Raw genomic sequence first — 11858 nt, forward strand, 5'->3', positions numbered from 1 at the left:
AAGAAAAAGTGAAGAATAGTTCGAAGGGGGCTCAGGCAGCTCCCTTTTTTCGATTTCTATAAACATGAAAACGCTTAGGAGGAATCAGAGATGAGAATGGTCGACTTAATACATAAGAAGCGTTCTGGCGAAGTGTTGAGTGAGCAAGAGATTATCTACATCGTGAACGGCTATACAAAAGGGGATATCCCGGATTATCAAATGTCGGCTCTGCTCATGGCCATCTACTTCAACGGCATGACGAGCGGGGAAATCTCGGCGCTGACGATGGCGATGGCCGAATCCGGGGAAATGATCGATTTATCCGGAATTGCCGGGATTAAGGTGGATAAGCACTCGACAGGGGGAGTCGGTGATAAGATCAGCCTGATCGTGGGACCGATTGTCGCCTCGCTCGGTGTGCCGGTGGCCAAAATGTCAGGCAGAGGGCTGGGCCACACCGGCGGGACGGTAGATAAGCTGGAGTCGATTCCGGGTTTCCGGATCGAGCTGTCTAAGGAAGATTTCATCGCGGCGGTGAATACGAACAAAATCGCGATCGTCGGCCAGAGCGGCAATTTGGCCCCTGCCGACAAGAAAATGTACGCGCTGCGGGACGTTACAGCGACCGTCGACTCGATCCCGCTGATCGCCAGCTCGATCATGAGCAAGAAGATTGCTTCCGGAGCCGATGCGATCGTGCTGGACGTGAAGATCGGCTCGGGCGCTTTCATGAAAACCGTGGAGGATGCCAGGGTGCTGGCCCGTACGATGGTGGATATTGGGCTCAAGCTGAACCGCCATACGATCGCGATGATTACGGATATGGAGCAGCCGCTCGGCCGCGAGATCGGCAATGCCAACGAAATCCGCGAATCGATCGAGGTGCTGCGCGGCACCGGCGACAAGGAGCTTACGGAGGTGGCGGTCTCCGTTGCCGCTTATATGGCGCTGCTTGGCAAAGTGTTCGGGAGTTTCGAAGAAGCGCAGGAAGCCGTGCGGGATATTGTGCGGAACGGGAAAGCGCTGGATACGTTCAAGCGATTCGTCGCGAGCCAAGGGGGCGATCCGAACGTCGTGGACCGTCCGGAGCTGCTGCCGACAGCGGGGTATCATGTTGAGGTGACGGCTGAGCGCGAAGGCTATGTCAACCGGATTGATGCCGAACAGATCGGCATCGCCGCCATGCTGCTGGGCGCCGGGCGGGCGAAGAAAGAGGATCCGATCGATTATGCGGTAGGTCTAACGCTGAACAAGAAGATCGGGGACGCGGTGAAGGCCGGAGAATCCATCTGCACCGTTCACGCGAACCGGCAGGATGTGGCGGAAGTGATCGCGATGATCCGCGGCGCTTACGGCATTGAAGACGGTCAGCCGGCACCGGTTAAATTGATCTATGATGTGATTGTATAGCTTGTGAGCGTAAGGTCTGAGGAGTTTCTCCTCAGACCTTTATTGTTTAGGTTTGGGGCGGAGCTTACCCTTTATTTATGTTCAGCGTGTGGTGACGTGTGGTGACGTGTGGTGACGTGTGGTGACGTGGGGCAGTGTGCGATGACGTGCGGAAATACAGTGCGCTAAATTACCGAAAACAGCACTTTTGGCGGGTGAAGGGGAAATACGATGCGCTATTCTCACCGAAATTGGCCTATATCGAGACTAATGCTCGAAATAGCGGCTTGTATTTCCGCATGGTAAGAAAAAAGCCCCATTTTGATCAAAATAACGTATCGTATTTCCGCACAGTGCTGCAAGAGCAGGCTACAATCCAGCTGCCTATGACATCGACCGCATCTCATTCCGCACAGTGGCTGCAAGAGTAGGCTCCGATGTAGCTGCCTATGACACCCAGCGAATCACATTTCCACTCCGTACCGGTGGATGGTGTGCATCGGGGCCACACAGGGCTCAATCTAGGGAAGAGACGGACGACGACGTAAGTCTTTTTTATCGTTCATACGTTATCTTCCTTCCTTTGGAATATTTTGAAGGGAATTCGTCAACACTGATTAGCAGTCATTAAGCTGCAAGAGTCTGTTTTCACTTCATATTTCACAGGAGGGGTTCAATGGCTATGCGAAACAAAGGGCTAATAAGTTTTATCTGTTTACAGTTATGTGTGATGCTAATCTTACCGGTAGCGATGGCGGAAGAGAAGACACAGGCGGTCGATTTGACGCCGAATGCGCAATCCGCCGTGCTGATGGATGCTGACACAGGAACGGTGATCGCGGAGAAGAACAAAGACACCAAGCTTCCACCGGCCAGTATTACGAAGATCATGACGATGCTGCTGATCATGGAAGCGATTGACAAAGGCAACATTAAAATGGATGAAAAAGTCCGTGTCAGCGAATATGCAGCTTCTATGGGCGGTTCGCAAATCTTCCTGGAGCCCGGCGAAGAAATGACGGTGCAAGAAATGCTGAAAGGCATCGCTATGGCTTCCGGCAACGATGCATCGGTCGCAATGGCTGAGAAGATTGCAGGATCCGAGGAAAACTTCGTACAAATGATGAATGAACGCGCTCAGCAGTTAGGTATGAAGAATACGCACTTCTCCAATTGCAACGGACTGCCTGTGGCGAACCACTATACGACAGCTAACGATATCGCCGTGATGTCCAGAGAATTGCTGAAACATGAAGAAATCACGAAATTTACAGGCGCTTATCAAGATTATTTGCGCAAAGAAACACCGAACCCGTTCTGGTTGGTCAATACGAATAAGCTGGTGCGCTTCTACAGCGGAGCCGACGGCCTCAAAACCGGCTATACCAGCGAAGCGAAGTTCTGCCTATCCGCCACTGCAAAACGAGATAACCTGCGTGTTGTCGCGGTAGTGCTAGGGGAACCGAATACCAAGACGCGGAATGCGGAAGTAACGAAGCTCTTCGACTATGCGTTCGCACAATATACCAATTATCCGCTCTTCAAGTCAGGCGATAATCTGGGAAGCTTTACGGTGAACAAAGGGCAGATTTCGACAGTTCCGCTCGTCGCGAAACAAAACTACAGCATTTTAATGAAAAAAGGCGTAGCTACGGATACGATTCGACATGAGCTGCAGCTGAATGCGAATATTAAAGCGCCGGTTGCGATCGGACAGCCGATCGGCAAAATCGTGGTGTATAACGGCGATAATGTGCTTGCGGAGTACCCGATTGAGTCCCCGGTCGCTGTGGATAAAGCATCCTGGTGGAAGCTGTTCAAGCGGACAACCTCGCAGATGTTTACTACGGATTAATGGTGAGATTCCGCGAATAATCACACTTTTGTTCTAGTTTTAGCGGTTTTCTTCTAGTTTTGTCGGGTGGCAGGAGTTTCCAACCCAGTTGTAGAAACCTATTTCTATGACTGGGAAGGAGTGAACATGTTGAGCTTGCAAATTGAATTCGAGCAAAGCCGAAGAGCGTTGATTGTTAGATTGAAAGGCGAGTTGGATCACCACACCGCTGATGTTGTCAAGGCGAGGATGGAGGAAGCGATTGCCAAGGAGCAAACGCATCACCTGATCCTGAGTTTGAAGGATCTTTCATTCATGGACAGCTCGGGTTTAGGCGTCATTCTCGGTCGGTATAAGCAAATTACGAGTAAGGGCGGCAAAATGGTCGTATGCGACGTTTCGCCTGCGGTTTATCGCTTATTCGAGCTTTCGGGGATGTTCAAGATCGTATCGATTCAGGATAACGAACGTAATGCAATGTCCAGTCTGGAGGTTGCACTATGAGCGAGCATAACTTTATGACGCTGCAGTTCGCCAGTCGTTCGGAGAACGAGGCTTTTGCCCGTGTAGCGGTTGCCGCTTTCGTGTCGCAGCTCGATCCGACCCTCAATGAATTGACCGATATCAAGACGGTCGTTTCCGAAGCTGTAACGAATTCGATTATTCACGGTTATAACAATAAACCCGATGGTGTCATCACCATCACAACGCAAATTGACGATGATGTCGTTCGAATCACGATCGAGGACAAAGGCTCGGGTATCGAAGATTTGGAGCAGGCGAAACAGCCGCTTTACACCTCCAAGCCAGAGCTGGAACGCTCCGGAATGGGCTTTACGATTATGGAAAATTTCATGGACGAAGTGGAAGTTGTGACGGCCGTAGGAATCGGAACGAAAATAAACATGTTGAAGCGAATTGAATCTAAAAAAGCTTTATACAATTAGGGGTTTGATCTATGGATGTCGATCTGAAGCATGCTTCTCACAGTTATTTAGACGATTCGGAAGTCAAACGGCTCATCGCCCTCAGCCAATCCGGAGATGGACTCGCCAGAGAAACACTCGTCAGCTGCAATATCCGCTTGGTCTGGTCTGTGGTTCAACGTTTCTTGAACCGAGGATACGAAGCCGAAGATTTGTTCCAGATTGGATGCATCGGACTGCTGAAGTCCGTAGACAAATTCGATCTCTCTTATGATGTGAAGTTTTCCACCTATGCGGTGCCGATGATTATCGGTGAAATTCAGCGCTTCCTTCGGGATGATGGAACACTCAAAGTAAGCCGTTCTCTCAAAGAGTTAGCCAATAAGATTCGCAAGACGAAAGATGAGCTCTCCAAACGGCTTGGCCGGCTTCCAACGATTAAAGAGGTTGCGGAAGAGCTGATGATCACGGCGGAGGAAGTTGTTTTCGCGCAAGAAGCCAACAAACCGCTTTCATCGATTCATGAGACCGTGTTCGAGAACGACGGCGATCCGATCACCTTGATGGATCAAATCTCGGATGAAACCGGTGAGAAATGGTTCGAGAAGCTTGCTTTGAACGAAGCGATCGGCACGCTCTCCGAGCGGGAGCGGCTCATCGTCTACCTCCGCTATTTCAGGGATCAAACGCAGTCCGAGGTGGCCAGCCGACTGGGAATATCCCAGGTGCAGGTATCACGCTTGGAAAAGAAAATCTTGCAATCGATCAAAGATCAGATTGCCCAATGAAAACGGTAACCGCTCTCCTGTCGGAGGGCGGTTATTTTTTTGTGGTAGTGCTATTTGAAAATGTTAGGTATAATAAGACTGCCAAAAACGGTGCGAATTTTTCTGAAAGAGGAAAATTCAAATGAATTTTTGCGGGAGCAAGAAGAGGAGAGTGTTTCACAGTTGTCCAGTAAATTGAAAGATGCATGGTTTTTTAACGTTCGCCGAGACGTGCTTTCGGGGATGACCGTAGCGCTTGCCTTAATTCCGGAAGCGATCGCTTTCTCGATCTTGGCCGGCGTAGATCCGATGGTCGGTTTATACGCGTCCTTCATTATCGCGCTGGTGATTTCTTTCACAGGCGGCCGCATGGGCATGATTTCAGCGGCAACGGGGGCCATGGCCTCATTGATGGGACCCTTGGTAGCGAAGTATGGTATCGAGTATTTGTTTGCAGCAAGCATATTGACGGGTATTATCCAATATCTCATGGGCGTGTTGAAATTCGGGAAATTCATTACATTTATTCCGCATTCCGTTGTCATCGGCTTTGTGAATGCTCTTGCGATTATCATTTTCATGGCTCAATTGCCCAACTTCGCAGGCGCGAATTGGCACATGTACGCCATGGTGGCAGGCACGCTGGCTATTATTTATGGGCTGCCCTATGTAACGAAAGCCGTACCTTCCGCCCTAGTGGCAATTATCGTGATGACCATCCTGTCGATCAACCTTCATCTCGATGTCCGTACCGTCGGAGATATGGGAGAAATTACGCAGGCGCTGCCGTTCTTCCATTTGCCGGAGTTCTCCATTTCCTGGCAAGCGATCGGTGTCATTTTGCCGATTTCCTTGGCGCTAGCGATTGTCGGGATTACCGAATCGCTGATGACAGCTACGATCGTCGATGAGATGACCGAGACGAAAAGCGATAAAAACCGGGAAGTCCGCGGCCAAGGCATAGCCAATATTGCGTCCGGTTTTTTCGGGGGCATGGCAGGCTGCGCCATGATCGGACAGACGGTCATTAACGTGAAGTCCGGCGGCAGATCGCGATTATCGACGTTTGTATCAGGCGTATTTCTGTTATTCCTGATCATGGTGCTGGGCAATGTCGTGAAGCAGATCCCGATGGGGGCGCTGGTCGGCGTCATGTTCATGGTTTCCATAGGAACGTTCGATTGGAACTCGCTGCGGACGCTAGTCAAAATTCCGAGAAGCGACGCTCTGGTCATGGTCATCACCGTAGCGATCGTCGTGGCCACATCCAATCTGGCGATCGGCGTGCTGAGCGGCGTCATCATGAGCGCGCTCATCTTCGGCTGGCGTTCGGCCAAAATCAAGGCGCAGACGTCTGAGGATAAGAAAGGCGGCCGAACCTACCGCATCTCGGGCCAGTTGTTTTTCGGTACGATGACCTACTTCATCGATTTGTTCGACTACCGCAACGACCCGGATAAGATCATCATTGATTTCAGCGGTTCGCATGTGTGGGACCATTCTGCGGTAACGGCGATTGCCAAAGTGATTGCCAAGTACGAGCAGCTGAACAAAAGCGTGACCTGCGTCGGTTTAAATGAAGAAAGCAAGCTTCTGGTTGAACAAGCCAGATAAAAAAAGAGCCGCTATGTACCCGATCAAACGAACTGGGTATGGCGGCTTTTTTCATTTAGTTATCGCGCAGCATGCCGGCCATCCGAATAGAATCTTACGCAGTAGATGCCGCATAAGCCTACGATCGTATAAATGATCCGGCTTAATACCGAAGATTCCCGATGAGAATCCCCACCCAGTATAGCTGAAACTAAATCCCATTCGAAGAGCCCAACCAAAAGCCAATTCAGCGCACCAATAATGACTAGTGTTAACGCCAGTTTTGCCATGTTATCACCTTCTTTGTATGGAATAAGTTATCGGTATTCAATGCTTACTATGCCAAACTGCGGAGTGGTTTATTCCTGGAGAATTTACCACTTCGGCAGACGATTACGGGAAGGAAACATTTTGCATACTACTCCTATACATGGATGATACCCGATAGCTCTGAAGGGAGTGAGACCATGGCCAAATTAGGAGCCCAGTACTTGTATATCCGGCTAAGGCGCAAAGCCTCCATCCGCAAAGGGAGCGTCGTCCAGCTCCGGCACATCGCCCAAATATTCGTGGAGCCTGAATATGAAGAGAAGCTGAGTCAGCTCATCATTCATAGACCGCAGCAAGCGGACGGCAATCGTGTATTGATCGATATGATGCTGATCGTGAGGAAAGTGAAAGAGCTGTATCCGGAGCTGCAAATCGAACATTTCGGAGAACCTCATGTGCTTCTTGAGATTAACTCGGATGACAAGAAGGCGAGTCCTGTCCTGATCGGCCTTGTATGGCTGCTGCTTTTCATCGGCTCGGGCCTTGCCATAATGAATTTTCACGCGGATGTGTCCATGCTGCAGGTACATCAGAGAATTTACGAGCTGATGACCGGGCGCAAGATTGATCACCCGCTGATTCTGCAAGTTCCGTATTCCCTCGGCATCGGAGTGGGCATGGTCATTTTCTTTAATCATTTGTTCAAAAAGAAATTTAATGAAGAGCCAAGCCCTCTGGAAGTGGAAATGTTCATGTATCAGGAGAACATTAACCATTATGTGATCACAGAGGAATATATGAAAATACATGAGGAAGGAGAGGCAAAATAATGGCCCCTGTCGGGGAAATGCTCCTTATCGCCTTCGTCGGTTTAGCCGGAGGCATTGCCGTCGGCAGCGGAATGGTGGCCTTCCTCGTTGTTTTGGATATTATCCCGAGACTGGCGCAGATCACACGTTCATTCTCGAAAATTCATGCCTATGAAGGAGCGGTCGTCATAGGTTCGCTTGTGTTCACATGGGTGGATTTCAGCGACTGGAGGATGCGGCTGTTTCCGGCGGGGACCGCCCTGGTCGGGTTGTTTGCCGGGTGCTTCGTCGGCATGCTGGCTGCGGCGCTGACGGAAATCATCAACGTGCTGCCGATTCTCGCCAAGCGGGTGGGAATGGGTTCCTATATGATTTTGCTGCTGATGGCGATGATCTTCGGTAAAGTAATTGGTTCATTGTTTGAATGGCTTTTCTATTAAGTCAGAAGGAGGTTGCGCATCGTGAAAGTCATTGTGAAGACAGGAAATGAGAACGAAGATGTGAACAAGTCTCAAGAGAATACGGATTCGGATAAGCTGGCTGTGGACGAAGAAGGGAACTTAACCCCCTACAACCCGGTAACGGATATGACTCATGAGGAAAAGTCGCTGAAAATTCAAGAGGACATTCCTGCCAGTATGAAAGAAGTGAAAAGAGTGCTGGAGGAACGGGTCGGCCTTAACCGCAGCTTTGACTTGGTCATGCGGGAAATGGTTTTTGGCGATAAGCGCGTCGGCATCTTTTATTGCAACGGTTTTGCCAAGGACACGGTGCTCACCGACATCTTGACCCGCCTCACGTATGCCGACCACGACAGTGTCTCGCATCATACGCTTGAAGCTTTCATTGAGAAGCTTATTCCGCATATCCAAGTGAAGTCCTATAAGAAAATGTCCGAGATCGTCGGGCAAGTGCTGATGGGCGGCACGGCTTTCTTCATCGAAGGTGAGACGGCGGCCATCGCGATCGACGTTAAAAACTATCCGGTCCGTTCGATCGGAGAGCCGGATCTGGAGAGGGTCGTGCGGGGATCGCGCGACGGCTTCGTCGAAACGCTGCTCATGAACGTAACGCTTGTCAGACGCAGAGTGCGCGATGAACGCTTGAAGCTTGAAATTATGCAGGTCGGCAAGCGTACCAAAACGGACGTCTGCATCGCGTACATCAACGACATCGCGAATGCGGATTTGGTGGACGCGATTAAGGAGAAAGTGAGTGAAGTACAGATTGACGGCCTGCCGCTTGGGGAAAAGCAGTTGGAGGAAATCATCGCTAACAAAGGCTGGAATCCTTATCCTATGGTGAGGTACTCGGAGCGTCCGGACGTCGTCTCTGCCCATCTGCTGGAAGGGCATGTCTGCGTATTCGTCGATACGTCGCCCTCTGTCATGATATTGCCAACCACGTTCTTCCATCACGTGCAGCATGCGGAAGAATACCGGCAAACACCGTTTATCGGCACCTACTTGAGGTGGGTGCGGTTTGCAGGAATTATGGCCTCCATCTTCCTGCTGCCGCTCTGGTTCATGATGGTTATGGATCCGTCATTGAAGCCGCCGGGCTTGGATTTCCTTGGCCCGCAGAAGGAAGGGACCCTCCCCCTGCTCGTTCAGTTCCTGCTCGCCGACATCGGGATCGATCTGATGCGGATGGCCGCGGTGCATACCCCGACTCCGCTGGCCACAGCCATGGGCCTGGTCGCCGCTATCCTAGTCGGAGATATTGCCGTTAAGACCGGATTGTTTATCAATGAGGTCATTCTGTATCTCGCCCTGGCATCTATCGGCATGTTCGCTACGCCAAGCTACGAATTGGGACTTGCCAACCGGATTATCCGGCTGGGGCTGCTGCTGATCGTCGCCGTTTTCCAAGTCCCGGGATTCGTTATCGGATCGACGCTCTGGCTGATCTGGCTGGCCACGAGAAAGTCTTACAATGCACCTTATATGTGGCCTTTCATCCCGTTTAACGCCAAGAGCTTCTTCTCCATTCTCCTCCGGCGTCCGGTGCTGGCCTCGAAGACTCGTCTCAGCATAACGAAGCCGGTCGACGGCACACGTCAACCGAAATCGTAATAAACTAAAGGACAAGGAAGTTCTCTTGTCCTTTTTACGATTCAGCCCGCTTGGTTATTGTCAAAGACGCTTTTCCTATGGTACTTTAAATAGTAATGCGCATTCGGCCGTTTGGAACGTAAGGTCAAGCAGCAGGTTCAGGGTGAGGGGGAAAATGGAGCTATGTATTTGCATGGTACAAGTAAAATAAACGATCAGGGTCACCTTGAAATCGGTGGTGTCGACGCGACGAAGCTGGTAGCGGAATACGGCACCCCGCTATATGTATTCGATGAAGCCCTCGTTCGCAAACGCTGCCGCGAGTTCGTCGAAGCTTTTCAAGCATCCGGCTTGAGGTTTCAAGTGGCGTACGCCAGCAAGGCGTTCTGCGTGATGGCGATGTGCCGCATTGTCGAAGAAGAAGGGATGTCTCTAGACGTAGTTTCCGACGGAGAGCTGTACACAGCGCTTCAAGCCGGTTTCCCGGCGGAACGGATTCATTTTCATGGCAATAACAAAACAATCGACGAAATCGAGATGGCTATCGATGCCAAGATCGGCTGTTTCGTTGTAGATAACTTTATCGAGCTGCAAATGCTGAATGCCATAGCCGGCGAGAAGCGCCAGAAGGTCAAAGTTTTGCTGCGCATTACGCCTGGCGTAGAGGCGCATACGCATGAGTATATCTCTACAGGCCAAACTGATTCCAAATTCGGCTTCGACCTCGGCAACGGATCGGCCTTCCAGGCGATTCAAGAGGCATCGCAGCTCGGCAACTTGGATCTGTTGGGCATCCATTCCCACATCGGCTCGCAAATTTTCGAAGTGGAAGGCTTCCGTCTGGCTGCCGAGAAAATGGCCGGCTTCGCGGTCAACGTCCGTGAGGAGCTCGGGGTCACATTCCGAGTCATCAACCTTGGCGGCGGCTTCGGAATTCGCTATGTGAACGAGGATACGCCGCTTCCGGTTTCCGTTTACGTGAAAGCTATTACCGACGCGATCAAAGATAACTTCGGCCGCCATGATTATCCGCTGCCGGAAATTTGGGTAGAGCCGGGCCGCAGCATCGTGGGCGATGCCGGTACGACTTTGTACACCGTAGGAACGTCCAAAGACATTCCGGGCGTGCGCAAATATGTATCCGTCGACGGCGGCATGACCGACAACCCGCGCCCGGCCTTGTATGAGGCCGTGTACGAGGCGATGCTGGCCAACCGCGCGGGCGAACAGCCCGTAGAGGTTGTTTCCATCGCCGGCAAGTGCTGCGAGAGCGGCGACATGCTGATCTGGGATGTGAACCTGCCGAAGGTGAACACGGGCGATGTGCTCGCGGTATCCTGCACAGGCGCTTATAACTATGCCATGGCCAGCAACTACAACCGCATCCGCCGCCCCGGCGTCGTCTTCGTCAACGAGGGGCAGAGCGACCTCGTCGTGAAGCGGGAGACGTTCGACGACATCGTTGGGAACGACGTCATTCCGGCGAGAATGAAGCAAGTGAGCAAAACCGTCTAGCAGCGCCGCGAGGCGTTATTGAAGCTGAGGTTCCCGGCGGGAGCCTCGGCTTTTTTGATCACTGTATGAGCCCAAGTTTGTGAAAAGAAAGATTTCATAGTAGAATAGGATATTATTGTCTAAAGGAGTGGACCACAATGGCCAAACAAGCAAAAATTAAACTAGCCGGCGGCGGTGAGGTTGTCATCGATCTTTTCGAAAAAGACGCACCGAACACAGTTGCCAACTTTGAGAAATTAGCAAACTCCGGTTTCTACAACGGGCTTGTTTTTCATCGCGTAATTCCAGGATTCGTCGCTCAAGGCGGTTGTCCACACGGCACAGGAACTGGCGGCCCAGGCTACCAAATCAACTGTGAAATCAACCCGAACAAACATGAGCGCGGCTCCTTGGCTATGGCTCATGCGGGCAGAAACACAGGCGGCAGCCAATTCTACATCGCTTACCAACCACAGCCGCACCTGGACGGACAACATACCGTTTTTGGTAAAGTGGTAAAAGGGATGGAGCTTGTCGATGCTTTCAAAGGCAGAGACTTGATGGAGAAAGTGGAAGTCGTTGAAGCGTAATAACGAAGAAATGAGGAACCTGCCGATGTCGGCAGGTTCTTTTTTTTTGGTGTGGCGCGCATGGCGGTTAACTAGGTGGTGAAAGTCCACTATGGGGGTTTGTAGTTACCAACCATTAGCCAAGAGCAAGGGTGTCCACCGTGAGGTGGA

General features: G+C 51.2%; 13 protein-coding genes. 12 read left to right on the forward strand and 1 reads right to left on the reverse strand.

Going from position 1 to position 11858, the window contains the following annotated elements:
* Positions 1-90 precede the first annotated feature (90 nt).
* The 7 genes from J2X61_RS22485 to J2X61_RS22515 all read left to right on the forward strand — a co-directional run bounded on the left by J2X61_RS22485 (position 91) and on the right by J2X61_RS22515 (position 6512).
* Positions 91-1392 carry a pyrimidine-nucleoside phosphorylase gene (locus J2X61_RS22485; protein WP_310190696.1) on the forward strand — a complete coding sequence of 434 codons (1302 nt, stop codon included), beginning with the start codon at positions 91-93 and terminating at the stop codon, positions 1390-1392.
* Positions 1393-1670: 278 nt separating this feature from the next.
* Entirely contained in the window at positions 1671-1802 is a 132-nt protein-coding gene (locus J2X61_RS22490) for a hypothetical protein (protein WP_310190698.1), read from the forward strand.
* A 251-nt stretch (positions 1803-2053) separates the two neighbouring features.
* Positions 2054-3226, forward strand: coding sequence for a D-alanyl-D-alanine carboxypeptidase family protein (locus J2X61_RS22495; protein WP_379239777.1), 1173 nt, complete (start codon positions 2054-2056; stop codon positions 3224-3226).
* Positions 3227-3355: 129 nt separating this feature from the next.
* The gene (gene spoIIAA, locus J2X61_RS22500; protein ID WP_274469290.1) at positions 3356-3709 is read left to right on the forward strand and encodes an anti-sigma F factor antagonist; all 354 of its coding nucleotides are present in this window, start codon (positions 3356-3358) and stop codon (positions 3707-3709) included.
* Complete coding sequence (gene spoIIAB, locus J2X61_RS22505; protein ID WP_274468012.1) at positions 3706-4152, forward strand: anti-sigma F factor; 447 nt, start codon at positions 3706-3708, stop codon at positions 4150-4152. The genes spoIIAA and spoIIAB overlap by 4 nt, the downstream gene beginning before the upstream one ends.
* An 11-nt stretch (positions 4153-4163) precedes the next feature.
* Positions 4164-4919 (forward strand): RNA polymerase sporulation sigma factor SigF, encoded by a 756-nt coding sequence (gene sigF, locus J2X61_RS22510; RefSeq protein ID WP_126141164.1) that lies wholly within the window; start codon positions 4164-4166, stop codon positions 4917-4919.
* Positions 4920-5081: 162 nt separating this feature from the next.
* Positions 5082-6512, forward strand: coding sequence for a SulP family inorganic anion transporter (locus J2X61_RS22515; protein WP_274468013.1), 1431 nt, complete (start codon positions 5082-5084; stop codon positions 6510-6512).
* A 59-nt stretch (positions 6513-6571) separates the two neighbouring features.
* Here the strand turns inward: J2X61_RS22515 and J2X61_RS22520 are convergent, their stop codons facing one another.
* Positions 6572-6781, reverse strand: coding sequence for a DUF378 domain-containing protein (locus tag J2X61_RS22520; protein WP_274468014.1), 210 nt, complete (start codon positions 6779-6781; stop codon positions 6572-6574).
* Between the two features lie 177 nt (positions 6782-6958).
* On the opposite strand from J2X61_RS22520, the gene J2X61_RS22525 reads away from it, so the two are divergent.
* The 5 genes from J2X61_RS22525 to J2X61_RS22545 all read left to right on the forward strand — a co-directional run bounded on the left by J2X61_RS22525 (position 6959) and on the right by J2X61_RS22545 (position 11708).
* Positions 6959-7591 carry a stage V sporulation protein AA gene (locus J2X61_RS22525; RefSeq protein ID WP_274468015.1) on the forward strand — a complete coding sequence of 211 codons (633 nt, stop codon included), beginning with the start codon at positions 6959-6961 and terminating at the stop codon, positions 7589-7591.
* Positions 7591-8010, forward strand: coding sequence for a stage V sporulation protein AB (locus J2X61_RS22530; RefSeq protein WP_274468016.1), 420 nt, complete (start codon positions 7591-7593; stop codon positions 8008-8010). Before J2X61_RS22525 ends, J2X61_RS22530 begins: the two co-directional genes overlap by 1 nt.
* Before the next feature lie 21 nt (positions 8011-8031).
* Positions 8032-9645, forward strand: a complete 1614-nt coding sequence (locus J2X61_RS22535; RefSeq protein ID WP_379239650.1) for a spore germination protein — start codon at positions 8032-8034, stop codon at positions 9643-9645.
* A 162-nt stretch (positions 9646-9807) separates the two neighbouring features.
* Entirely contained in the window at positions 9808-11139 is a 1332-nt protein-coding gene (lysA, locus tag J2X61_RS22540) for a diaminopimelate decarboxylase (RefSeq protein WP_310190702.1), read from the forward strand.
* 137 nt (positions 11140-11276) lie between these two features.
* Positions 11277-11708 (forward strand): peptidylprolyl isomerase, encoded by a 432-nt coding sequence (locus J2X61_RS22545; RefSeq protein WP_274468020.1) that lies wholly within the window; start codon positions 11277-11279, stop codon positions 11706-11708.
* Positions 11709-11858 lie beyond the last annotated feature (150 nt).

It is taken from the genome of Bacillus sp. 3255 (assembly GCF_031456485.1).
Taxonomy (GTDB): domain Bacteria; phylum Bacillota; class Bacilli; order Paenibacillales; family NBRC-103111; genus Paenibacillus_E.